Here is a 24,026-nt window from a genome sequence, read left to right as displayed (position 1 = left end):
ACGGCGTTTCAAGGAGATAAACATTGGCTAAAAAAATTAAGGCAATAGTAAAGCTGCAAATCCCGGCGGGTAAGGCTAATCCGGCACCCCCGATCGGTCCGGCGCTAGGTCAGCACGGCGTCAATATCATGGGCTTCTGCAAGGAATACAACGAGCGTACCGCCTCCATGGAAGGCACGGTGGTACCGGTAGAGATCACCATCTTCGATGACCGGTCGTTTTCCTTCGTCACCAAGACCCCCCCGGCTACCGACCTGCTCAAGAAAGCCGCCGGTGTACCCAAGGGCGCCGGCAACGCGGGACATAATGAACCGCCGGTGATTACCCGCGCTAAATTGCGTGAGATCGCCCAGATGAAGATGAAAGACCTGAACGCTGTAGATGTAACCGGCGCCGAACGCATTATTGAAGGTTCAGCCCGGAGTATGGGGATAAAGGTAAAATAAAATGGCAGACCATGGTAAACGTTTTGAAGCCGTAGAAAAACTGGTCGAATCCGGTAAGGATTACGCCCCGGCGGAAGCCATCAGCCTGGCCCGCAAGGCCGCCACCTGCAAATTCGACGAGACATTTGAAATGCATCTCAAGATGGGGCTCGATCCCCGCAACTCCGCCCAGGTCGTCCGTGGCGTAGCCCTGATGCCGCACGGTCTGGGTAAGCAGGTACGGGTTCTGGTGTTCGCCCAGGGCGACGCCGAAAAGATCGCCCGCGACGCCGGAGCTGATTATGTCGGCGCCGATGACCTGATCGCCAAGATCAACGAAGGCTGGCTGGACTTCGATGTGGCTATCGCCACTCCCGAGATGATGGGCAAGGTCGGTAAGCTGGGTAAGATGCTGGGCCGCAAAGGTCTTATGCCTAACCCCAAAGCTGGCACCGTCGTGCCCGCGTCGGATTTACCGCAGACCATCAAAGAAGCTCGCATGGGGCGCGTAGAGTTCAAACTGGACCGCACCGCCATCATCCATGTCATCCTGGGCAAGGCCAGCTTTGAGGAAGACAAGATACTCGGCAACATGACCTCTCTGGTCGACGCCATTGTACGCGCCAAGCCGCCGGGCGCCAAGGGTCAGTACATCAAAAGCGCCTACGTTTGTACCACCATGGGTCCCGGCATCAAGCTGGATATGAGATCGGTTATGGCCCTGGCCGGAGTTTAGACGGCATCGTAGCCGGCCCGCCCTTGCCGGGGGGCGACAATTAGTGTTAAGATTGACACCGTTTTACAAAAGAATATCCGAAGACAGCCGGTGTCCCGGTTTCCGGGACTTAATGCAATGCCCGCCGAGGAAAAAGATAGGGATCTGTGAATGGTCCGCATTTTTAAGTCCTTGCGCGTGCAGGGACTTTTTTTATTATTAACCTGAGGAGGTAGAGAATGCCCAATGCCAAAGTAAGACTCAAAAAACAGCAGACTATCGATGAATTGGAAAAGATCATTTCAGAAGCCAGCGTGGCCATCATCACGGATTACCGTGGTGTCAGCACCGCGGAACTGACTAAACTACGCACCAAGCTGCGCCAGTCCCAGGTCGGTTATAAAGTGGTGAAGAACACCCTGGTGAAGAACGCCGCCAACGGCGCGGGCAAAAACAAGCTGGCTCCGGTGTTCGACGGCCCCATCGCCATGGCGTATGGTTTCGGTGAAGATGTGGCTGCGCCGGCTAAAATGGTTCTGGAGCACATCGTAACCTCCAAATCGGTGATGACGGTCGCCGGAGGATTTCTTGGATCCAGCCCCCTGAGCGCCGAAGACGTGACCACCCTGTCCAAACTGCCGCCCAAGAAGGTCTTGATCTCCAAGGTCCTGGGCGGTATCCAGACCCCCATCTACCGGCTGGTAGGCACTCTCAACGCGCCTATCCAGGGACTGGTAACCGTCTTGAACGGACGCCTCAAGCAAATAGAAGAAGCCAAATAAAATAGAGATATAAAAACGGAGGATTAGAAACCATGGCTGTTAACGACATTATCACGGAAATCAAGGCACTGAATGTGATGGAACTGGCTGAGCTGGTCAAGGCTCTCGAAGCAGAGTTCGGCGTCAGCGCGGCGGTCCAGATGGCTGCGGCTCCCGCTGCCGGCGGCTCGGCTGAACCGGCGGCTCCGGTTGAAGAGCAGACCGAATTCGATGTTATCCTCAAGGACATCGGCGCCAACAAGATCAACGTCATCCGCGTCGTCCGCGAACTGACCAACCTCGGCCTCAAAGAGTCCAAGGATCTGGTCGAAGCCGCCCCCAAAGCGGTCAAAGAAGCGGTCAGCAAGGAAGAGGCGGCCAGCGCCAAAGAGAAGCTGGAAGCCGTCGGCGCCACCGTTCAAGTCAAATAACCGGCGTCAATCAGGATTCAAAGAGGCGGCTCCCCGATCGGGGAGCCGCCTCTCGTTATTAATCGGTACCACTCCTTGCTAACGTTACGGCAACAATCTATAATTCCGGCATATGGACAGATTCAAACTCGACGGAATAAAGGGGGAACCCCATGTCCGGTGACAACGCGATAGTTTTAGGCCTGGGCGCCTTTTTTATCGTCGTCGGTGTAGTGCTTTTACTGTTCGGTTCCCGTGAGGAAAAGGGGTATTACAACGCTCTTGCCGGGAAACGGGACCTCCGGGAGTTTGTGACCCACAATCCGGTAAGGCCGGAACCTGGGTCGCTGCGGACCGGTGGCTGGATTTCTGTGGCTATCGGTGTGCTGGTGGTGGTTCTAGGGTTGTTATTCGGGTCGTAGCGGTACCCGCCCGCCGATACGGGCGTCCAGCTCCTGCGGCGAGGCGATGCCGCTGGAAATAACCATCTTCATCGCCGTGTCCACCGATATATTGGTGCGGGTGATCTCTTCCTCAGTAACCAGGGCAAAATAGCCTGATGTCGGCACCGGCGCCGTCGGGATATAAATCGCGATAAGCTGCCGGCCGTCGGCGTCCTGGATCTCGTTGGTGATGAAAGCCACCGCCCGGATGCCTTTCCGCGGGAATTCCACCAGCACCACTTCGCGGAAGGCCGCCTTGGCCCTGCTGGCCCCTGAGATACTGTTCATGGCCTGCTTGGCGGCGTTGTAGATCTGGCGCAGTATCGGCAGCCGGCCGACGATCGCTTCACCGAACTGGATGAGTCTCTTGCCGACGATGTTGGAGGCCAGTATCCCGGCCAGGTAGATAAGAACGAGGGTGATGGCGAAACCCAATCCGGTGATCGGTTCTCCAAAAAAGAACTGGATAAAGGGTTGCAGGACGCTGTCGATGGTAGTAAAGAACCACAACAGGGCGATGACCACCAGCGCCGCCGGGACCGTCACCAGGAGGCCGGTTAGAAAATTGCGACGGACGTTCCGCACCAGCCAGGGCTGGGACTCATCTTTATCCGGTTCATCAGTGATCGGATTTTTTCCGCTATCTGTCGCCATCGTCTTATCTTAGCTCATTCGGCTGATTAGTTAAACAGTCAGGCGCGGCCGGTATTGCAACGCCTCGGCCATGTGGTGGGCTTTGATCAGGTCGCTGCCATCCAGGTCGGAGATGGTGCGCGCCAGCTTCAGCGTCCGGTGAAAAGCGCGGGCGGATAGAGATAACTGCCGCATGGCGGTCTTCAGCAGGCTCTCCGCCGGGGTATCCAGGGCGCAGTGCCGCTTGATATCCGCCGCCGTCATATCGTTGTTGGCCACCAGCCGGGAGCCGGTAAAACGCTCCGATTGCCGCTTCCTGGCTTTGCTGACGCGTTCCGAAATGGCCGCCGACGCTTCCCCCTGGTGATTGCCGGACAGCTTGTCATAATCCACCCTCGGCACCTCGATGAAGATATCCACCCGGTCCAGGAACGGCCCGGACAGGCGGTTCTGATAGCGGGTGATCTGGGCCGGGGCGCAGCGGCATTCTTTAAGCGGGTCGCCGTAATAACCGCACGGGCAGGGATTCATGGCGCCCACCAGCATGAAATTGGCCGGAAAGGTCACCGATCCCTGGGAGCGGCTGATGGTGACCACCCGGTCCTCCAGCGGCTGCCGGAGCACCTCCAGCATATTGTGGCCGAACTCCGGCAGCTCGTCCAGGAAAAGCACGCCGCGGTGCGACAGGGTGATCTCACCCGGCCGCGGCCAGTGCCCCCCGCCCACCAGCCCCGCCGCGGAAGTAGTGTAATGCGGTGAGCGGAACGGCCGCTCCTTCATCATGGGTATCCCCGGCGGCAGGCAGCCGGAGACGGAATAGATCTTGGTCACCTCCAGCGCCTCCTCGTTGGACAGGGGCGGCAGGATGGTGGTTAAAGCCCGCGCCAGCATAGTCTTGCCGGAGCCGGGCGGGCCAGACATGACCACGTTGTGGGTACCGGCGGCAGCCACTTCAAGCGCCCGCTTGACGTGCTCCTGGCCTTTGATATGAGACATATCGATGCCGTAGTCGGGTGGAAGCTCGGGCGGGGCGGGGCGCTCGGGCGGCAGCGGCAGTGCAATCTCGCCGGAGAGGTAAGCCGCCAGTTCGGCCAGGGTCTTGATGGGGATGACTTCCACGCCTTCCACCATGGAGGCTTCGGCGGCGTCCTCGGCGGGTACGGTGACCCGGCGGTAGCCATGCTGGTAAGCCAGCGCCACCATAGGCAGGATCCCACCGGTATGGCGCAGCTTGCCTTCGAGCGATAGTTCGCCCAGGAACGCGATACCGGAAACGTCGGCGGTAAGCTGATTGGAACTTAAGAGGATACCCAGGGCGATGGGCAGGTCATAAGCTGGGCCGGTCTTCTTGAAATCCGCCGGCGCCAGGCTGGCTACCACCCGTTTCATGGGAAAAAAGAACCCGGAATTACGAACCGCGGCCCGCACCCGTTCACGCGCTTCCTGGATGGCCGCGTCGGGCAGTCCCACCACGGTAAAGCTGGGCAAACCGGGAGCAATATCCACTTCAACCTCGACGATGGTGCCTTCGAGGCCGAGTAAGGCGCAGGTCATGACGCGGGCTAACATGTGTTCCCTATGTTAACCGGACCGGGACAAGGTGTCAATAATCGCATAGCTTCATTCAGCCTTCGACCCAATTCGCGTCTCTCTCTTTCGTAAAGAGAGATTAAGAGAGATTTGCGATGCCCCCATCACATCGAATGCCGCGAGCTCGACTTTCGTCTCACTGGGCGAGTGTCATCACTCCCCACCCGGCAACCCCACCCCCTCCATCTCCAATATCCGGTCCACCCGGAAAACCCGGTCTTCCTTTCGCGTCAAACAGAACGCCCGGACCCCCAAATATGACTTGCCGCCGTACCCCATCTCCCCAACCTCGCGGGGGATGATGGTGCGGACGGATCTCTCGTCGGATGGTTTGAGGTAGGTTATCCTGAGCGCGGTGCCGCTTTCGATGGCGTCTTCGATCATCGCCCTTCTATCGTCTACAGGGCAGGCGGCGGCCGCCTCACCGTAGCGGTACCGGGTCATGAAATCCATGATGCGGTAGTCGGTCATAACGTGGCGCTTGAGTATCGGCTTCTTGAGTATCAGTCCCTCCAGCGCCGTGCAGCGACTCAAGGCGACATAAGTCTGGCCGCAGGCGAAAGCCCCGCGGCCGATATCGACGATGACCTTGTCGAAGGTCTTGCCCTGGCTCTTATGGATGGTCACCGCCCAGGCCAGCATCAGCGGGAACTGGGTGAAGGAGCCCGCCGGTTCCGAGCGCAGTTGGCCGTCCTCCACAAAGAAGCGGGAGATCTCCCAGGTGAATGGGGTGATCTCGACGGTTTTGCCATCGGTCAGTTCGGCGTGGATGACATAATCATCGCCGTCAATTTCGATCTCCGTGATCCGCCCGATGCTGCCGTTGACCCAGCGTCCCATGACATCATTATTGAGCAGCATGATCTGGGCGCCGGGTTTCACTTCGAGTTCGACCTTGGTCGGCAGGTATTCTTTGCCGAAATCGCCCTCGATGTTAGCTGTGAAGCGATAAGAGCGATCCGCCAGGCTCTCCAGCCGGGATTCGTTGATGCTCCCGGCGGCGGCGTTGGTGGTGGTCAGGCAGATATAACCTTCGTCCGGCCCCAGTATCTCGTCCGGCAAACACCTCCGGTTGAGGCGCTCCAGGCCTTCCGGGGTGATGGAGTTGTTGCGGATGGCGTTCAGGATATCTATAAACCCCTGGTCGCTCTGCCGGTAGACTTTCTCCAGTTCCAGGAGTTCCATCTTGAACAAACTGAAGACCCGGGCGCCGTAGAAATAGGGGGTTTCATAGAGTGACCCGAACACCCCCCGTTCCTCGCCGCTGATGACCGGCGGCAACTGGTAGAGATCGCCGATGAAGATCATCTGGACGCCGCCGAAGGGCGCCTCCGGGTCGCGGCCGTTCAGCCGCATGAACTTATCGACGCAGTCGAGCAGGTCGGCCCGCACCATGGATATCTCGTCGATGACGATGGCGTCGAGCTTGCGGTAGAGGCTCTGGCCGCCGCCCTTCCCCTTGCTCCTCTTGACCTTATCCAGGGTGACGTTGGGCTTGAAGCCGAAGAAGGAGTGGATGGTCTGCCCCTTGACGTTCAAAGCCGCCACACCGGTCGGCGCCAGTACCGCCACCTTTTTGGCGGTGGTTTTCCGGAACCAGGTTAGGAGCGTGGACTTGCCCGTCCCGGCGCGCCCGGTGATGAAGACGCTTTTATCCGTCCGCTCCATGAGTTCCAGCGCCTGCACGAACCGGTCGTTCAGTTCTACGTGAGACAGGCCTTCAATCGCGGGGGACATGGGGGTAATAGTACCACACGCCGGAGGCATTATTCCCTTTTTCTTCAGTATCTCGGTGTTTTAAGACACTGAACCCAACTCCACCGCTAAAACCCCCAACAATAGTCATGCGAGGCTACTCGCCGCCCCGCCGGGGAATCTGATATAATCCGCCGGTGATTCACCCACAAACAACCGGTCCTTCCGAACCGGAGAAAGCCGGTCTGTTGCGCACTTTACTGGAGAAAAGCAAGTACATCACCCTGATCGCCGTTGCCGCGTCGCTGCTGGCCTCGGTGGTGGCCTTCGGCTGGGGCTTGGTGCACTCTGTTGAAGTGCTCCTGGGTTTCTTCAACGGCGGCATCGATGTCGTTCCGCTCATCGAGCTGATGGACATCTTCCTTATCGCCACTGTGCTGCTCATTTTCTCCCTTGGCATCTATGAACTGTTCCTCGGTAACCTGACGCTGCCTGAGTGGCTGATTATCAGGAACCTGCATGATCTGAAGGTGAAGCTTTCCAGCGTCGTCATCATGGTCATGGGCATCGTGTTCCTGAAGCACCTGGTGGTGTGGGAAGACCCGCAGGGGACGCTGTTTTTTGGACTGAGCATCGCGGTGGTCACCGGTGCCCTCGTCGGCTTCAGTTATATCGGCGGTAAAAAAGACTAGTTGCCCTCATCTTTCAGCGTTGGCAGCTAATACGTATATAAAACCGTCGTGCCCCGGATGATAAGCCGTACGAACGAGTGATAGCTTGTTCCGTCAGCGGCCTTTTCCCTGCTGAACAGGGTGAGGTGGATAACTCTTTTCACCTCCGGCTTGCCCGTTTTGAGGTTTTTGATATCATACAGAGGTGTTCCTTGGGCAATGACTGCCGGATCAAAGACCAAGTTGAACTTGCCGGACTTCACCGGGATAACTCCCTGGATGGTGACCGCGCCCGGCGTCACCGCGGCATAATGAACCTCGCTGCCGGTGCTCAAACCATTGATGTTCATGGACCCGTTTTGGGCAAAAACAGTCTGTTCCGGCAATACCAGCCTTAAATTCAGGCTCTGAGGCAATTGTTCGCGCTCGACGACGAAGATTTTACCGCCGTCTTTGGGCAATCCCGGCATATAGCCTTTGTTGCCCTGCCAGTCCGCTTCGATGAAAAAAGTATATACACCCGGTATATCCAGTATCCATTTTTCTTTCCCGACGAAGGATCCGCCGGCATCACCGGTATTCTCGGCTACTAACACCCGCCCGTCCGGGCGGGTCAGGGTGAATTTGACCGCTGCCGGCAGCACCGGATCGATCTGAGCCACCGGCGTGAATGAAGCCCCAGTTTCGTAGGTCATCCCCGGGCGGATGCTTACCATGAAGAGCCGGGCCCTGGTGCCGTCGGCTCCCAGTAAATCCTCGCTCCCTGCCGCGATCACCCGGTTATTATTGCTCTTGCCCGGCATGACAAAGCTGGACGCCAGGTAGCCCGCATAGGCTGGGGGCTCGTCCTGGTTGAAAACGGCCACACCGCCGATCAATCGATAAATCGTGCCCGGCAAATCGCCGTTGGAAGAGGCGTTGATCTGGCCGCCGAACGAGTTTGGTGAAACCGGCCAGTAGGGAGCTTTCACCCCGTTCTCGCCGACGATGAATCGCGACATGAATCCCGGCCGCGGCGCGGCGCCGTAAAAATATGCCCGGTCGGTTATGTATTCGGGAAACAGGTGCGGCGACAGTCCGTTCGAAGTCTTGATCTGCACATTTGTCGCGCCGATAGTTTGCCAGCCGGCTTCATAAGTGAACGGCTTCGCCTTGATGTCGTACAGCAGCATCGGCTCGATCTTATTTGCCCCCTGCTGCTCCGATCCGATCAGTAGGACATCGCCGGCGTTATAGGGGAAATTGATATGAGCCAGGTGGTTTTCTCCGTCGCTATCGACATAACCTTCGAAATGGGTTTCCCCGCGGTCGACGTACTTGCCTGAGATGGTGAGTTTTTTGCCATGCGCCACGATACTCGAGTCTGTTGGATAAACGATACCCGCATGGCGCATGCTGCAGGCCCACAGGTGGCCTTCCTGATCGGTATACCGGGCGGTGATATAGGCGGCATATTCTCCCGGCGCGTCCAGGATGAGTTGGGCATTTCCCTGCGCTGCGGTGAACAAGCCAGATGGCGATGCTGTACCGGAAAAAGTGATGGTGCGTTTATCCGCCGGGTTGGAATTAACAAATAGCGTTGCCGTGCCTTTGACCTCGGCCGGCACCGCCGGGGCAAACCCCAGGTCCCGCCCGTACCTGCCGCCGACGGCGAAAGCATGGCCCTGGAACGTCGCTGTAGCCAGCGTCATGCGTTTGGCGATGGTAAAATGATATGTCCCTCCGCCTTCGTACCGGTTACCCCAGGTATCGACGATGAAACCGGCGGCTTTTACGATGTAATCGCCGTAAGCCCAGGGTTTCCAGGCAGTGAAGGTCGGATTCTTGGTCGTAGGCCAATCCCCCGCTTTGCCCGTGAACTGCGCTTTTCCCAGGTCAACCATTTGACCATCGGGCCCATTTACAGACAAGGCCAACTCTCCGGCCAGGTTGTTCAAGGGTATGCCATTTCGTGCCTCGATCGTTTGAGTTGGAAAACGCGGCTCCAGAGAATATGAGGCAACAGTTTTATTGTCGTCTCCGTACATCGGTAGTATCACATCGTCGGGTATAATGGTGCGGGGCGACAGGGCAAAATTCGGTTTATCTTCATCGGCCACAACCCCGGCATACCCATTGGAATTATAGGCGGACAATAAAGTCCAGGGTATCCTGGGTTTGATCGCCGTTGCGTCAACCGGACGGCCGTCTGAGGCGGTCCCGCTTACCCGGATAGGTGGCGAATAAAAATGGGATTCGGCGGGGTTGTTCGCCGCTGATGGCCGGGTCGCGAATTTATACCCCGCCATGCTGTAACGCTTCTCCTGCGCCGTAACCCCCAGGTCCAGCCTCAACCGGTAAATGCCCGGGGGAATATCCGCCGGCATAGTCGTTTTAACCGTAAAATCAACTTTGCGCTCATCGAGTGAAGCTGTGCTCGCCGTCATGGGTACAGTAACGTATTCATCCACCGGTGTTTTCCAGGTGTAGCCGTATCTCTTGGTAACCGCTCCCTGCACTCCGCCTTCAATGGCCAGGCCGGTCGGGGTAATGAGCGTTGACATTTTTTCATCGGACGGCAATCGTTGAATACCGTTGAAATCGAAACTTCGTTCGGCAGTGACCAGCAGGCAGAAGCCGTCCGCGAGTATTTTGGATTGTGCCAGAGCTGTGATCATTGAATTTGGCACCATCAGGGTGAGAGACAACTCAACGTCGTCACCGCTCTTGAACCCCTGCGCGCTGACAGCAGCTTCAGCATCCCATTCTCCCCCGGCCGTCTTGCCAAATCCCTGGAAGTGTAAAAGATCGTCTTCAGGTTGCCCCTCGGATTTGTCTGCATCCCCTACACAGGCATCCAATCCGAACATGGCAATGCCGGCGCCGGCCACCGTTACCCCTTTGACAAAACGCCGCCGGGAAACTGGTTTGATATACTCGGCCATTAAAAAAACTCCTCTATCGGGGATTGAGTTCATTCTAAGCCATCACCTGAGCGGATTCAATGGTTAATAAAAATATATTTTATCCTACCTCCTCCCAACAATTATTATCGCCGCCGAGAACGTGAGATTCCCCGCTTAAATCAGAAGCTGAAGAACTAGGACGAGGTGGTGAAGCGATTAAACATGGTGATAGGGTGGGATTTTCGTTTTCGTCGCTTTGCCTGAAGCCCGACGAAGGCATACAATCAGAGTGTCCCACTTGTATTACGTGAAGGAGGCCAACAATGGAAGCCAAGAAAGCCCCGAAAATGATCAAGAAAATGTTCGATCTTGGGGAACTCAGCACAATAGACCCGGAAACAAAATACCGCTACTCGCTCACTGCAAAATGCCCTGTGGACGGGGAATACGCCTCCGTTACAAGGTTTGAAAAAACAGGCCATTCTTTGGGAAGAGTCATCTTCAAATGCGAAATATGTTCCACGGAGTTTGAAGTGCCTCAGTCGGAGATCATGGTGATTTGAGGGATGATGGATTATTGCACCAGCATTGAGACTCAACTCCCTGCCGGATAGCCCAGATAATAAGCGGTCGTGTATATTACGAACACATGGAGTGCTGCTCGTACTAATCACACAAACCGGCCACAGTTGCCTCATCTAACTTCCGCACCAGAGCCGTTACTAATAATACAGCAAGGTCAAAATCATCACGCCGGATAATTGAATTGTGACTGTGAGCGTGTCGCGTCGGTAGTGCAATAACCACTGTCGGAACACCGCTCTTATACAGATGGATGACGCCACCGTCATAGCCTCCAAACTCCAGCGTGTCCAATTGCAACGGGATGTTTAATTCTTTGGCGGTGCTGATAACTAAATCTCTAAGCTTGAGGTTGGGGATCATTCTTGTGTCATAAACCACCAGATTCGGCCCGCCTCCAAGACGCGTCACTGATTCATCGGCCTTGATTCCTGGAACATCACCTATTGGCCCGATGTCCAAAATTATTGCCACATCGGGTGCTACCAACTCAACGCTGGTGGTGGCGCCTCGTAATCCCACTTCTTCCTGAACTGTGCCCACGCCAAAGAGGGTATTGGGGTGATCTTCGCCAGTCAGCGATTCCATCGCTGAAATCAGTATGGCACAGCCGACACGATCATCAAAAGCCTTTGCCATATAAGTCGGCTGTTTGACCGATAACACGGTAAATTCACTTATGGGAACGATAGGATCACCGACTTTCACTCCCGCAGCCTCAACCTCGGCTTTGGAGGTGGCACCGATATCAATGTACATGTCTTTCTTGTCAATGGTCTTATTGCGTTCTTTTTCGGGTAAGAGATGCGGCGGTGGTGTACCTATAACGCCGACAACCTGCCCAATTGATGTCTCGATACACACTCGCTGGGCCACCATGTGCTGGTTAGGCCAACCACCGAGCGGCACAAACTTTAAAAATCCTTCCTGGGTGATGAGTTTCACCATGAAGCCAATCTCATCCATGTGAGCGGCCATTAAAATGCGCGGTGCTGCTTGCGTACCCTTCTGAACACATATGACACTGCCCAGTTTGTCACCTGATACTTCTCCCAACTTACCAAAGTGTCGTTTCATGATGCAGTGAATGCCGCCCTCATAACCGGGAATACCGCTGGCTTCGGTAAGTTCTTTTAACAATAATTCAGTTTTATCCATATATTTTGCCTCTTCTAAAAGTGTTCGTTTATCGCTGACGGTTTACACTCTTTAAATCTAGGGCGCTCGATTAGTGATAATTCTAACGAGCCAAACAGTTCGGTAAATATACTTGAAGTCATTGGATTGATGGTTAGTCTAACAATCCAAAGAACTTTTTACAATGACCTGTTAGAGTCCAGTACATATGGGACTTTGCGGGGTCAGTGACGAATTAATCCAGATAATAGAGTAGTGGATTGAAGTGCGTGGTAGCTTGCCGACTTCTTCCCTCACCCTTGCGCATTCATCGGAAGCGTCTCGTACGGGAATAACCAACCAGTCCCTTTTACACCTCGAACGCGACCCCATCCTCTTGGAGTTCTGTCCTGTCCGAAAACTCACAAAAGGCACCAGGGTGCAACGTGTGAATCGGTACCACCTTTTGAGGATCAAGACTGTTGATGACCCGCTTTATATCAATGACAGAGGCGTGTCCACTAGTGTGGAGGGCTTCTAACGAAAAGCCTCTTTCCTCCAAAGACTTTTCAAAAGATTGTTGGTTTGACTCGTTGCGATAACCTTTCCATAAGGAATACAGGAACACACCGTCATGCAACCCGCACTTTTCTATGTCCACGCGCATGGAAGGACGCGATCCCATGACTAGACTTTCCTGGTCGGTTTTAAGTCGATCTCGGGAAATATAGTAGTCCGTGAAGCGCAGGGCGTACTCTTCGCCAATATCGTTAAATATTTTTCTCGTCAGCTTAAAAGGGAAAAACACCTTGATGTTCGGGTATTCCGGTGATGGATAAGGCAGGTTATTCCCGAGTTTTCGGAGCTCGTGAAGTATATTGGCCGTGTAAACATCGACCACAAATTTCCGATTTAACCTCAAAGCAGCCCTGTAGAAACTGACAAGGCGATCTATGTTCTGGCTTGAACATTGAAAAAGCAGAGGTCCCTTGCGGCTCCCCATTCGCTCAACGATTGCTGCCTCGATTTCGCTTTCAGTCATCATTTGCTCGTCAAGGCGTCCGAGCATGGATCCCTCGATGAGAAGTATCTCGGGATGTTTTTTTACCGTTTGAATGAAATAGTCGAGGCATTTAGACTTTCGTCCATGTCCGCGAAAATCACCTGAATAGACAATCGTTTTATCTTCATTGGTGATTTCAAATGCAGCAGCGTCAAAAGCTGAGTGATCCATCAAATGGGGTTTTATCCTCATGTCCCCAATTTGAATTTGCTTGTGCATTGAGAAATTTCTGATGTCCAAATCGAAGCAATCGCAAATGTGAAAACGTTGAGAGATTTGTATTAGTTTTTCAGTGCCCTTAGACATGTAAACGGGGATTGCTGGGTTGATATATTTCAGAAGCCCATAGTGGTCAATATGTGCGTGCGAAATCACGACTGCGTTGAAATCTGGACTGTCCCAAGAGTATAGTCCTTTTATTTTGGGAAGAACTCCAAGATTAAGAAGCTCGGTAGGAGGTAGGTTGGCGATATTGTCTTCAATCGGCGCATTATTGAGGAACAAGGGGTAGCCCGCATCGATTAATATCCGTGTTGTTTCAGTTTTGAGCTCGATCAGCGTGCCGCCGATTTCCTTTGACCCCCGGTGGATGGTGAGGTGCACTGATTTCTCCGCTACTCAAGGATCCCGAGCGAGGTATTGATAGGATCAACTCTTATTTTGTTGTTTTCTTCAGTAAAATACATGTAATGGAGTTTGATTGTATCGCCGCCCATGTCTATTTTCATGTCGCGGAATGAGTAGTCGTTATTGTGTCCCGAGGGCATTGCACAGATCGCGAATAGTTCAAGATGTTTCGGGATATTTCGGCGGAAACCGAACAGTTTCCACCAGGCTGCCCCGGAATCACTGCGAAGGAGTTCCCGGATAAAAATTGAGTAAGCCACCGCTTGTTTCATTGCGTCTTTAGGCGGCTCACGGTTCGTGTTTTCGTCTTTCAACTCCAAAATACACAAGTGAGTTTTTCCACCGGTGCCAGTCCTTGCAAGTATGTCTATGCCTCCGCCATGTGCTTCGGAGTAAGTTACCTGTTTGTGGTCGCTCGCGCTGATAGGTGTGGGCATAGGGAATCGCGTTCTTGCTATCGTTACTGGCTTGATATGGCGGAGAGTCTTGTCTGTCTTTCTGGAAAACTCCGTTAATAATAGATCCTGCAACCGGTGTTCTTCGTTACTCTCATTTTTGAGTGCACCCAGCGTTTTAAAATGGTCACGGAAGTTTTTAGCATTATCTCCGCGCCAATCCATATTTGAAAAACATATGGGACAACCGAAGTCACGCAAGTTGGTTTTATCGTAGGGTTTTGTAGTCAGCTTCTGTCCAATACCTCTATTACTCACGAGTTTTGCAACGGTCTGCCCGAGGTATCTCAGTTCAAAACTAACTGAGGTTCTGGCATTTTTAGCCGAGGATATGTTCATGTAAACGTTAAGGGGTGACCATTCATGAAACCTGCTACGTACATCCCTGATTAGATCAAGATTATCTTGGATCTTTTCCGCATACTTGGCATAACGGTCCCGCCATTCGCCCTCATTCTTTAAAAGTGATTGGGTGGTTCCGACAACCTCGATAAAATCGTTTTTCGGCATCTCTTCTTTAACCCTCGATTTTAGCATTACACCTTTGAAATGCCGGCTGGCTTCTTCCACATATCCAAGAGGTTGCTCATGCTGTCATCCCATCCGTGATGATGGCCACTTCTTTGGACTTCCCGAGTAGCAAGACTAGGTTGTCCAGGGTAATCTGGATATCCCGATCCCCGCTCGAAAGGGATTTTATCCCATCGATTAGGTCGGGGGTAATCGGAGAATGTCCTTCGATGAAAAACTGCTTGACCGTCTCTGAATCGGACTCAGCCAGGGCGAAATCTGACAATAAATTAAGGGCGTGAGTGGAAGCGAGATCGCCGACATACCCATTGATATCATGGAGGTAGTAAGACATTGCGTCATTATACTCCTGCAGTGACGAAGGTCAAGACAATTTATACAAGCCGACCAAACGCTTCATTAAGCCATTGGCCAACTTCAAAATATGAGCTGCAGCCTCGGGGCGAGATGGAGAGACGGTTAAACGTGGCGGGGAGGGGGGGTCAAGACTCCAACGAACACCCCATGAGGTGGAGGGCTTTAAACATTACGTCGATACGAATTAAGGGGGATCCAAATAGCCTAAGAAAGGCAGTCATGCAATGAGGTCATTTCCGCCATTCCTAGGTAAGTAGTATAATGGCCGCTATCATGGAATTTTTAAGACTTAGACGAACCAGACTTCGTGAATTCACTTTCCTACGTGTTGTCTCTGGTCTTTTTAGTGCAATTGCCATACTAGCCACGATCGGTTTCATAGTGTACATCGGGGTTAATGAAAGCATCGCTATTGCTATTGCGATGTTAAGTCTATTTGTATCAACTTATTTTTCATCGAGGTCCGTAAAATTGGCGTCCAATTCACTTGAAATAGCGCGTCTAAATGTAAGACCGTTTGTCTATATTCAGAATGAAAAGTCAATTCTGAGTTTATTGGACACTGAGATAAGGTTCGAACTATGCCTTAGGAATGACGGGGTTCTACCTGGGGAGATATCCTCCTTGGAAATCACGTATTTTGAAGTCGGCGAAAAAATCACATTGGATAATTTTAGTCAAAGAATTCCCATATCTTATGAACCAATGGAATTATTAGTACCGTTATTCCCAAGCAGTGAGACCGTCGCTGCGAGTATTATTCCCAACGATTCGAAATACTATAAGACCATTGATCGTCTGATTGATAAAGGTAAACTTATCATCAGATTCAAGGTGCTATATCAGCTTAATGCTCAAAGCTATACAACTATTCAGACAGTACAACTAGAGAGGGAGTCGAAAGCAATAACTCGATTCTTGCACGCGTCGCCTCAACATTGGACTTAGAGCTGGATGGAGAATCTACACGGCTATATGCCTTCGCCCACTTAGGTGCAAGGGAAGTGGCTTTTAATAAACGTATGAAAAGGAATGAAAGAAGGACAGCGCCTTAAGACTTTGTCAATGGCCAATGCATTACAAATTTTTGCGTTGTGCTTTGTATTAATGTATATTATTTCGTTTTTCGAAGCTCTGGCAATTAATCTTCCAAGATGTTCCTTTGGTGAGTCGATTGTCTCAGGCAGCCCTTTAATTTTCGGCGTTGACGGTAAGTGCATGCTCGTTTTAATAGCTTCAGGATCACTTAAAAGCCATGCTTCCAATTCTTGAATGGGTATACAAACTATTTGTTTTTTGATAGGACAGGGTGACAGGGAACTATTGATTTCAGCTTCTAGGGTCTTGATCGTGTTATTGTCAAGATCATGTAGGATAACTAAACGTGTACACCCCTTCTCCTTTAAGAGGTCAGCCCAATCGTGGCATTTCCTTTTTAACTTACCACACCCTTGCCCAACAAACCTCTCAAAAACGACTCTATCGTTATTGGTTATTTTCCTAACAAACACCTTAATAGCATCTACATCAGAGTCATCTTCGGCGATGCACCCTAGTTTAATATGTTTACTCACTCTCAAATCCTGTTTCACGCCAATATTCACCGAGATTACCGATCCTGTCCAAGTACGTATGAAGTGATTTGTAATTATCCTTGCTCATGACGCTACTAAGAGTATTGGCTACGGTCCCTTTGTCTTGAGACCTCTTTACCAGCAACAGGTTCTCGGGTTGTAAGCGATCAAGAACGAAATCAGAATGGGTACTCATTATAATTTGCTTCTGTTTAGATTGTGTTTCAATGAGCGAAATGATGCTATTAAGGAGACCATGATGGACACACACTTCAGGTTCTTCGATCAGCAATAGGCGACTATCATCAGTTAAAATGTAAAACACTAAAGCTAGGGTTTTAAACGTGCCTTCTGATAACTGATTGGGAGACAGTTCATTATCGTTAATTGTTATTCGTGGAACGATTAAAAGGCGCGTTCTTTCAACCTTGTTAATTTTTCCACCAGTTTTGACTTCATAAGAACTCGATGGCATTTCCACCTCGGTGAATTCGATTTCATTCACCAACCCAATGCCATCAGGTCCAACAGTATTGATATATCGTTTATATTGGGTATTTCCTTCTTTATAAGACTTGTATAGATCTAAGATAAATTGTTCATGCCCAATCCACCTTACTCTTCGTACTGGTCTGCCTTCTTCAAGTTCAATTGAAACTGGGCATCGAGATGGGTCAGAAAATTGGCTTGCACTATAATAACTAATACTATTCAAATAATCAGTAATTTTACTCAATACAGCCATTATTTTTTTATTGCTAAGTATGGCTTTTTGAGATTTATCGATGAATGGAGCAATTCTCCTCAATTCACCCATGGTAAGGAACTCGTCGAACTTAAAATTAAACTGACGCTGATAGTGAAATGGTGAAAACGGGAATGGGAATCTGACCCAAGCGGACTCGTTGGTGATTCCTTGAAAATTGAATTTCAAATCTGTGGCATATACGTCGTCAATATTACGTTCATCGGTCTCGAATACGATATCTGCTTTTATCTGGACAGGGGTTCCGTCACAATCAATCTCTACGGCTATTTTGCATTTCTTAGGTGTTGAGGTATCAATATCTCTATCTATACGCGATTTTATAAGCTTCGTCAGCAGGACGATTGCGTTGAGAATATTACTTTTACCAGAACCATTTGCTCCTATTAGAGCTGTGAGTTCTTTGTTGAGCGGAAATCGCGTATTGATACAAGATCGATATGAGTTAATTTTAAATGATGTCAAATGCATATTGGCAAAACCCTTTCGCCCGTACCTCTGGCAATCACGCCGCCCTTCATCGGTAACTTAAAAACAGTTATGCTACCACTGCACAAACATGGGCATCACCACGTGAATATAGTTATCCGTCCCCACCGGCCGGATCACCCCGGGGCTTGACGGTCCCGTTACTTCAAGGGCTACCTGGTCTTCTGAAAGCACGTTCAACACGTCCAGCAGGTACTTGCCGTTGAAGGCTATCTTGGCTTCGTCGCCGGAGACCGCGGCGTCCAGTTCGGCCTGGTCGTCGCCGATCTCTTCGGAGCGGGCGGTGATGGACAGGCGGCCGGGGGTCTTGGCGCCGCCGGGGGTCATGATCAGGCGGACGATGCCTCCTCCGTCCCGGGCGAAGATCTGGGCGGTTTTGGCGGCCATCTGGAACTGCGGCACGTCCAGCACCGTGCGGGTGGTGTGGGACTGCGGGATGATCTGGGAATATTGCGGGAAAGTGCCCTGCAGGAGTTGGGACACCAGCTCGATATTCTTGAGCTTGAAGAGGATCTGGCTCTTCTGGGTGTCGATGGTGATGCTGATGGCATCATCGCCGTCGGAGATCAGGCGGTTGACCTCGGAGAGGGTTTTGGCGGGGATGATCGCCTTGACCTTCTGGGACACTGGCTCGGCCAGGGCCATCTTGTAAACGGCCAGGCGGAAACCGTCGGCGGCGGCCAGGGTCAGGACGGAGCCGTCGAATTCAGCGTCGATGCCGGTCAGTACCGGGCGGGACTCGTCGGTGGCGGCGGCGAAGACGACGCGGGAAACGCCTTTCTTGAACTCAGCCACGTCCACTTTGGCGGTCACGCCGCTCTCGACGCGGGGGATGGGGGGGAAGTCCCTGGCGTCCACGCCGGTCATGCGCGCCTCGAACCGGCCGCACTTGAGGGTCAGTATCTTCTTGGCGGACAAGGTCATATCTATTTTATCGTTGGGTAGCGAGGCGATGAATTCGGCCATGAGCTTGGACGGTACCGTGGTGGAGCCTTCTTCCTCTATCTTGGCGCCGACCCAGCAGGAAACGGCCATCTCCAGGTTGGTGGCGGCCAGTTTCAGGCGGCCCTCGTCAGTGGAGATCAGCACGTTGGTGGTTATCGGCAGGGTGGAGCGGACGGCGGCGACGCGGCCGACGATGTTAAGGCCTTTAGCCAAGTTTTCCTGGAGACAAGATAAGCGCATTTGGATGTTCCTCCGGTTCTGAATTCGAGTTGGTCTATGATTATATAACGCAACGGGCGGGGAGGCAATCATTATTTTGGGTGAATTTGAAACCAGTGGACGGCGGCTTCGGACTTTGGTTTTCAGATGGGCGGGGCGGAGTCATGGGTCATACGCAGCACGGTTTTGTAGATGTCGCGGCCGTAGTCGCAGCGGACGCTGATCTTGACCAGCGTTTTACCGTCATCGACGACATTGGTTATCGGGAAGCTGCAGCAGACCGTGGGGCGGCTGCGATATATTTTGCAACCCTGGGGGCTCAGGAAAGGACACGGCTGCTTGAGATAGCGGATGCTTCGGTTGCCGGGCTTCTTCTCCCGGTAGGTGTTTTTGATGAGTACGGAATACCCTATGCCGGTATGTTTGGCGATAGTCTTGAGTTCCTCTTCCTGGACGATCACCCCGTTGTTCTCCGGGTGATCCGGGTCGGCGTCGCAGCAGCGGCCGCAGCGGCGGCATTGCGACAGGTCCAGGAGCGCCTGGGCCACCTTTTTGGTGTAGCGCATGCCCAGTACCGGGTCGGCGCACTCGAGGCGCAGCGCGTCGAGGAAACGGTCCATCTCGTCGTCGGTCCACAGATGGCTGGGTTTGAGGTCGAGCCCGGAAAGGCCGTGTTTGGCCAGATCGAAACCGGACAGGTCTGGTAGCATTTCCCGGAGCTACTCCGGCATAGCCCCGACGAATTCCGGGGAGTTGACGTCGAAGGTGAAATGCTTGATCTCGACCTCGTCGCCGTGCGGTCCGGGTACCTGATCGAAAGTCCTCACCCGGAGGATGCTGCCGGTGTACTCTTCCACCTCGGCATCGTTCAGGGTTTCCAGTATATAGTTCCCCCTGGCATCCTTGCCGGCGCGGTAGGAGATGGAAACACGGTCGCCCTTCTTGAGCATGCTCTACCCTTCAAATTCAGGAATTACCGGATGATACCATATATTATATCACCCGGCGCAATATCAAAGACCCCTTGTCGATCCCTGTAGGGCTCGATCTCAGATCGACCCTGGGGCGCGTTCTGTCTCCCCCTTTGCAAAGGCCTGTCCTGAGCCTGTCGAAGGAGGGACTAAGGGGGATTTAGGATTTATCTTGGAGCAGAAAAACCTTATTCATCCCTCGTGGCGCTCTCGTGAAACATCGTTCTGTTTCCCCCTTTTGCAAAGGGGGACTAAGGGGGATTTTGGACTTATCTTAGAGCAGAAAGTAATTCCCCCGGCTCCACTTTCTTGAGCAACCATCCCTCATATGTGATAATTCGATTATGAAGCATAAACCCAACGCCGCCCGCCGCACCAAGATCGTGGCCACCATCGGCCCCGCCTCAGCCTCCCCCGAGGTACTCGCGGAACTCATCACCGCCGGCATGAACGTGGCGCGGCTGAACCTGTCCCACGGCACGCTGGAAGAACACGCGGAGCAGGTGAAACGTGTCCGCGCTGAGAGCAAACGGCTGGGGGTGCCGGTGGCGGTCCTCATCGACCTGCCGGGACCCAAGCACCGCGTCGGCGCGCTGTCCTCGTCGGGTATCAAACTGGAAAAAGGCGATACCATCGTCTTGACCACCCGGGACGTAACCGGCGACGGCGGCGAGGTTCCGGTCAACCTGCCGACGCTGCCCAAGGACGTCCGCGCCGGGGACACGGTGCTTCTGGACGACGGAGCTATGCAGCTCAAATGCCGGGATGTCACGGATACCGATGTCACCTGCACCGTGCTGGTCGGGGGACTGCTGACGTCCGGACGGGGCATCGCCATACCGGGGCGCAAGTCCAGCATGCCGTTCATGTCGGACCTGCTCAAGAGCAACCTTGACTTCGCTATCGGGCAGCGGCCGGATTTCCTGGCGCTGTCCTTCGTCAGCCGGGCGGCGGATATCGTTCACGTGCGACAGATTTTGAAGAAGCGCAACGCCGATATCCCCCTCATTGCCAAGATAGAGCGCGGCGCGGCGGTGGCGGTGTTCGACGCCATCCTGGCCGAGGCCGACGGCGTCATGGTGGCGCGGGGAGATCTGGGGGTCGATATCCCCCTGGAGCGCCTGCCGCTGGTGCAGAAGGAGATCATCCACAAGGCCAACCGGGCCGGCAAACCGGTCATCACCGCCACCCAGATGCTCGAATCGATGATCCACGCCGCCCGCCCGACCCGCGCCGAGGTGTCCGACGTTGCCAATGCTCTTCTCGATGGCACCGACGCGGTCATGCTCTCGGCGGAGACGTCGGTGGGCAAATACCCGGTGCTGGCGGTGGAGATGATGTCCGCCATCGCCATGGAGACCGAGAGAACGCTGCCCTACGACCTGTGGATCGCCGAGCGGGACAGTTGGATCATCAACCAGCCCGAGGAACTCATCGCCTACAACGCCTGCCTGACCGCCCGCAAGCTCGGCGCCGCGGCCATCGTGGCTTTCACCTCGTCCGGCTCCACGGCGGGACGTGTAGCCAAATACCGCCCCAGCGCCCCGATCCTCGCCATTTCACCCAACGGCGACATCTGCCGCCGCCTCATCCTGAACTGGGGCGTCCAGGCCAGCCAGATCCCCACCCCCAAAACCGTCGACGACCTCTTCGCCACTGCGGTGCGCTTGTGCAAGAAACTCAAACTGGCCAAGTCCGGAGACAACATCATCGTCACCGGCGGCGTCCCGCTGGGAGTAGCAGGCACCACCAACCTCTTGAAAGTACAGGAAGTAGGATAGCGCCAAAATATTGTGTAGGGGCGAGGCATGCCTCGCCCGCCCGGTGCTAATTTCCTCTCCCCCACGGGGAGAGGATCAAGCCTGTCCTGAGCGTAGTCGAAGGAGTGAGGGGGCACCTCACGAAAACGAGATTTGTTGAGCGGGGATAACCCGAAAGCAGAGATAACTAATATGATAAAAGTAACCGACCTAAAAAAAGACTACATCCTCGGCTCCGAGGTCGTCCACGCCCTGGCCGGCGTCAGCCTGGAACTGCCCAAAGGTGAATTCGCCGCATTCGTCGGGCCTTCCGGCTCCGGCAAGAGTACCCTGCTCCACCTGATCGGGGGGTTGGATACGCCTTCCGAGGGCAGCATCATCGTGGAGGGCCGGGATTTGTCTAACGCGTCGGACAAGGAATTGGCCGCCTACCGCAACCATAACATCGGCTTCGTCTTCCAGGCCTTTCACCTGCATCCGACCTATACTGCGCTGGAGAACGTGGCCATCCCGCTCATCTTCAGCGGCATTAGCAAGGCGGAGCGGCTGCGGCGGGCGCTGGTCGCCATGGAGGCGGTGGGTATGGGACACCGGGCCGACCACCGGCCGAATCAGCTTTCCGGCGGTGAGCGCCAGCGTGTCAGCATCGCCCGCGCCCTGGTCACCGATCCCGCTATCATCGTCGCCGACGAGCCCACCGGCAATCTGGACACCGCCAACGGCGGGCGGATCATGGACCTTTTGGGCAAACTCAACGCGGAAAAGGGCATCACCCTCATCGTGGCCACTCACGACGCGGAACTGGCCCGCCGGGCCCGCCGCGTCGTCACCATGCGGGACGGACTGATAGTCGGAGACCATCGTGAAAATTAACGAGCTTTTAAGCATGGCCTTTTCCAACCTGTGGCGGCGCAAGCTGCGCACCGCGCTGACGGTGGCGGCGGTGGTTATCGGCGCCACGCTCATCTCCCTGGTGGTGTCACTGGGCTCGGGGCTACAGTCCTTCGTCGTCGGGCAGTTCGGCCTGAGCTTTCCGGACACCGCCGTTATCGCTTCTTCCGGCCGCGACATCGGTGGTTTCGGCGGCGGCGGGCCGCAGGAGATCCGCACCACGGAGACCACCGTCATCAGCCCATTCACCGCGGAAGATGTCGAAAAACTTAGAGCTATTCCCAGCGTGGAGCGCGTCGATTACCTGGTGAGCGCCTCCGCCCGGTACGTCAAACCGGACGACAGCGATCGGATCTTCACCGTCAGCGTTTCCGGCGTGGCGGCGTACGAAGCCGGCATCCGGCCGCTCTTCCTGGGCACGAGTTTCAGCGACGACGACCGCGGCGTGGCGCTCATCGCTTACAACTACCTGGAGGCTTTCGGCTGGGCGGACGATTCGTCGATTATCGGGCGCACCGTCACGGTGAACGTCGGCAAGCAGGTGGCCTATGATTTCTCCTCCCAGGATTACACCTTCACCATCGTCGGGGTAATCGACAAGCAGGTCTCCAGCGCCGAACTCCTGATCCCCCAGGCCGACGCCATCGAGATGGGGCGCTTCTACCAGAGCAACCCGGAGCGCTACTCCGAGTCCCAGCCCGGCTTTTTCCTGCAACTCAAGGCTAATGATGCTTCCCAGGTCGGGGCGGTCGCCCAGGCGGTGCGCGACCTCGGCTTTGTCGCCACCACCCCGGACGACATCCTGGCCCAGATCAACAGCGTTTTCAGCGTCATCCAGATCGGCCTTTCCGCCTTCGGCGTCATCGCCCTGATCGTGGCCGCCATCGGCATCATCAACACTTTGTTGATGGCCATCCATGAACGCACCCGTGAGATCGGCGTCATGAAAGCCGTCGGCGCTACCCGCTCAGATATCCGTTCCCTGTTCACCATGGAAGGCGCGGCCCTGGGCTTCCTCGGCGGCGCTATCGGCGGCGGCCTGGCGCTCCTTTTAGGACGGGCGCTCAACTTCATCGGCGCGCGCACCTTCCTAACCGATTTCCCCGGCTTCGACCTGACTTCGTTCCCCCTTTGGCTGGTGCCCGGAGTCATCCTGCTGACCACCGGCGTAAGCCTGCTGGCCGGCCGCTACCCCGCCAGCCGCGCCGCCAGGTTGGATCCCGTGGACGCCCTCCGTTACGAGTAGGCGAGAGTTGTGAGTCGCGGGTCGCGAGTCGCCCATTCGCGTCTCTCCCTTTCGTAAAGGGAGATTAAGAGGGATTTAAGATGCCTCCATCACACCGAATGCCGCTCGCCAGAAATATTTTCTAAAATCTCTAAAACCCGCCAAACTCCTATTGACAACCCACGAGTGAACGTGTGGTATCATGTGTTCTCCCCGTTAGAAAACCA

Annotated in this window: 23 protein-coding genes and 1 other annotated feature; of the genes, 10 read left to right on the top strand and 13 right to left on the bottom strand. The window is 54.3% G+C overall.

All coding sequences use genetic code 11. The annotated features are described in order from the left end of the window. Positions 1-23 precede the first annotated feature (23 nt). The 5 genes from rplK (at position 24) to ABFB09_RS06020 (ending at position 2,733) form a co-directional block, all read left to right on the top strand. A complete protein-coding gene (rplK, locus tag ABFB09_RS06040; RefSeq protein WP_347000605.1) occupies positions 24-446 on the top strand; it encodes a 50S ribosomal protein L11 in 423 nt (140 codons plus the stop codon). A 1-nt stretch (position 447) separates the two neighbouring features. Then, positions 448-1,161 carry a 50S ribosomal protein L1 gene (gene rplA / locus ABFB09_RS06035; RefSeq protein WP_347000604.1) on the top strand — a complete coding sequence of 238 codons (714 nt, stop codon included), beginning with the start codon at positions 448-450 and terminating at the stop codon, positions 1,159-1,161. Positions 1,162-1,220: 59 nt separating this feature from the next. After that, positions 1,221-1,363, top strand: a sequence feature (ribosomal protein L10 leader region). Between the two features lie 16 nt (positions 1,364-1,379). Further along, complete coding sequence (gene rplJ, locus ABFB09_RS06030) at positions 1,380-1,922, top strand: 50S ribosomal protein L10 (RefSeq protein WP_347000603.1); 543 nt, start codon at positions 1,380-1,382, stop codon at positions 1,920-1,922. Positions 1,923-1,954: 32 nt separating this feature from the next. Beyond that, positions 1,955-2,332: a 50S ribosomal protein L7/L12 gene (gene rplL, locus ABFB09_RS06025; protein WP_347000602.1), complete on the top strand. Its 378-nt coding sequence runs from the start codon at positions 1,955-1,957 to the stop codon at positions 2,330-2,332. Between the two features lie 152 nt (positions 2,333-2,484). Continuing rightward, complete coding sequence (locus tag ABFB09_RS06020) at positions 2,485-2,733, top strand: hypothetical protein (protein WP_347000601.1); 249 nt, start codon at positions 2,485-2,487, stop codon at positions 2,731-2,733. Here the strand turns inward: ABFB09_RS06020 and ABFB09_RS06015 are convergent. The 3 genes from ABFB09_RS06015 to ABFB09_RS06005 all read right to left on the bottom strand — a co-directional run bounded on the left by ABFB09_RS06015 (position 2,719) and on the right by ABFB09_RS06005 (position 6,744). Next, complete coding sequence (locus ABFB09_RS06015) at positions 2,719-3,408, bottom strand: DUF502 domain-containing protein (RefSeq protein ID WP_347000600.1); 690 nt, start codon at positions 3,406-3,408, stop codon at positions 2,719-2,721. The two genes, ABFB09_RS06020 and ABFB09_RS06015, sit on opposite strands and share 15 nt — an antisense overlap. Positions 3,409-3,438: 30 nt before the next feature. Next, positions 3,439-4,956, bottom strand: a complete 1,518-nt coding sequence (locus ABFB09_RS06010) for a YifB family Mg chelatase-like AAA ATPase (protein ID WP_347000599.1) — start codon at positions 4,954-4,956, stop codon at positions 3,439-3,441. Positions 4,957-5,130: 174 nt separating this feature from the next. Further along, complete coding sequence (locus tag ABFB09_RS06005) at positions 5,131-6,744, bottom strand: AAA family ATPase (protein ID WP_347000598.1); 1,614 nt, start codon at positions 6,742-6,744, stop codon at positions 5,131-5,133. Between the two features lie 176 nt (positions 6,745-6,920). On the opposite strand from ABFB09_RS06005, the gene ABFB09_RS06000 reads away from it, so the two are divergent. Further along, entirely contained in the window at positions 6,921-7,364 is a 444-nt protein-coding gene (locus ABFB09_RS06000) for a YqhA family protein (RefSeq protein WP_347000597.1), read from the top strand. Positions 7,365-7,390: 26 nt separating this feature from the next. Here ABFB09_RS06000 and ABFB09_RS05995 read toward each other — a convergent pair whose 3' ends face one another. Then, entirely contained in the window at positions 7,391-10,267 is a 2,877-nt protein-coding gene (locus ABFB09_RS05995) for a hypothetical protein (protein WP_347000596.1), read from the bottom strand. 284 nt (positions 10,268-10,551) lie between these two features. Here ABFB09_RS05995 and ABFB09_RS05990 point away from each other — a divergent pair, with 284 nt between their 5' ends. Then, on the top strand, positions 10,552-10,791 hold the full coding sequence (locus tag ABFB09_RS05990) for a hypothetical protein (protein ID WP_347000595.1): 240 nt from the start codon (positions 10,552-10,554) through the stop codon (positions 10,789-10,791). Positions 10,792-10,894: 103 nt separating this feature from the next. Here the strand turns inward: ABFB09_RS05990 and ABFB09_RS05985 are convergent, their stop codons facing one another. The 9 genes from ABFB09_RS05985 to ABFB09_RS05945 all read right to left on the bottom strand — a co-directional run bounded on the left by ABFB09_RS05985 (position 10,895) and on the right by ABFB09_RS05945 (position 19,902). Further along, complete coding sequence (locus ABFB09_RS05985; RefSeq protein WP_347000594.1) at positions 10,895-11,968, bottom strand: M42 family metallopeptidase; 1,074 nt, start codon at positions 11,966-11,968, stop codon at positions 10,895-10,897. A 328-nt stretch (positions 11,969-12,296) separates the two neighbouring features. Beyond that, complete coding sequence (locus ABFB09_RS05980) at positions 12,297-13,592, bottom strand: MBL fold metallo-hydrolase (RefSeq protein WP_347000593.1); 1,296 nt, start codon at positions 13,590-13,592, stop codon at positions 12,297-12,299. Positions 13,593-13,603: 11 nt separating this feature from the next. Beyond that, positions 13,604-14,641 (bottom strand): hypothetical protein, encoded by a 1,038-nt coding sequence (locus tag ABFB09_RS05975; protein ID WP_347000592.1) that lies wholly within the window; start codon positions 14,639-14,641, stop codon positions 13,604-13,606. Positions 14,642-14,657: 16 nt separating this feature from the next. Continuing rightward, a complete protein-coding gene (locus tag ABFB09_RS05970) occupies positions 14,658-14,936 on the bottom strand; it encodes a hypothetical protein (RefSeq protein WP_347000591.1) in 279 nt (92 codons plus the stop codon). A gap of 1,012 nt (positions 14,937-15,948) precedes the next feature. Beyond that, a complete protein-coding gene (locus ABFB09_RS05965; RefSeq protein ID WP_347000590.1) occupies positions 15,949-16,533 on the bottom strand; it encodes a DUF4276 family protein in 585 nt (194 codons plus the stop codon). After that, positions 16,526-17,770 (bottom strand): ATP-binding protein, encoded by a 1,245-nt coding sequence (locus ABFB09_RS05960; protein WP_347000589.1) that lies wholly within the window; start codon positions 17,768-17,770, stop codon positions 16,526-16,528. The genes ABFB09_RS05965 and ABFB09_RS05960 overlap by 8 nt, the downstream gene beginning before the upstream one ends. A gap of 72 nt (positions 17,771-17,842) precedes the next feature. Then, complete coding sequence (dnaN, locus tag ABFB09_RS05955; RefSeq protein WP_347000588.1) at positions 17,843-18,973, bottom strand: DNA polymerase III subunit beta; 1,131 nt, start codon at positions 18,971-18,973, stop codon at positions 17,843-17,845. Positions 18,974-19,095: 122 nt separating this feature from the next. Next, a complete protein-coding gene (locus tag ABFB09_RS05950) occupies positions 19,096-19,662 on the bottom strand; it encodes a YkgJ family cysteine cluster protein (protein WP_347000587.1) in 567 nt (188 codons plus the stop codon). A 9-nt stretch (positions 19,663-19,671) separates the two neighbouring features. Continuing rightward, entirely contained in the window at positions 19,672-19,902 is a 231-nt protein-coding gene (locus tag ABFB09_RS05945; RefSeq protein WP_347000586.1) for a hypothetical protein, read from the bottom strand. A 365-nt stretch (positions 19,903-20,267) separates the two neighbouring features. Between ABFB09_RS05945 and pyk the strand changes: the two genes are divergently transcribed. The 3 genes from pyk to ABFB09_RS05930 all read left to right on the top strand — a co-directional run bounded on the left by pyk (position 20,268) and on the right by ABFB09_RS05930 (position 23,820). Then, complete coding sequence (gene pyk / locus ABFB09_RS05940; protein ID WP_347000585.1) at positions 20,268-21,704, top strand: pyruvate kinase; 1,437 nt, start codon at positions 20,268-20,270, stop codon at positions 21,702-21,704. A gap of 171 nt (positions 21,705-21,875) precedes the next feature. Then, positions 21,876-22,556 (top strand): ABC transporter ATP-binding protein, encoded by a 681-nt coding sequence (locus ABFB09_RS05935; RefSeq protein ID WP_347000584.1) that lies wholly within the window; start codon positions 21,876-21,878, stop codon positions 22,554-22,556. After that, positions 22,546-23,820 (top strand): ABC transporter permease, encoded by a 1,275-nt coding sequence (locus ABFB09_RS05930; protein WP_347000583.1) that lies wholly within the window; start codon positions 22,546-22,548, stop codon positions 23,818-23,820. Before ABFB09_RS05935 ends, ABFB09_RS05930 begins: the two co-directional genes overlap by 11 nt. The last annotated feature ends 206 nt before the right edge of the window (positions 23,821-24,026 follow it).

The organism is Dehalogenimonas sp. THU2 (assembly GCF_039749495.1).
Classification (GTDB): Bacteria; Chloroflexota; Dehalococcoidia; order Dehalococcoidales; family Dehalococcoidaceae; genus Dehalogenimonas.
This window is presented reverse-complemented; position numbering and strand designations above follow the sequence as displayed.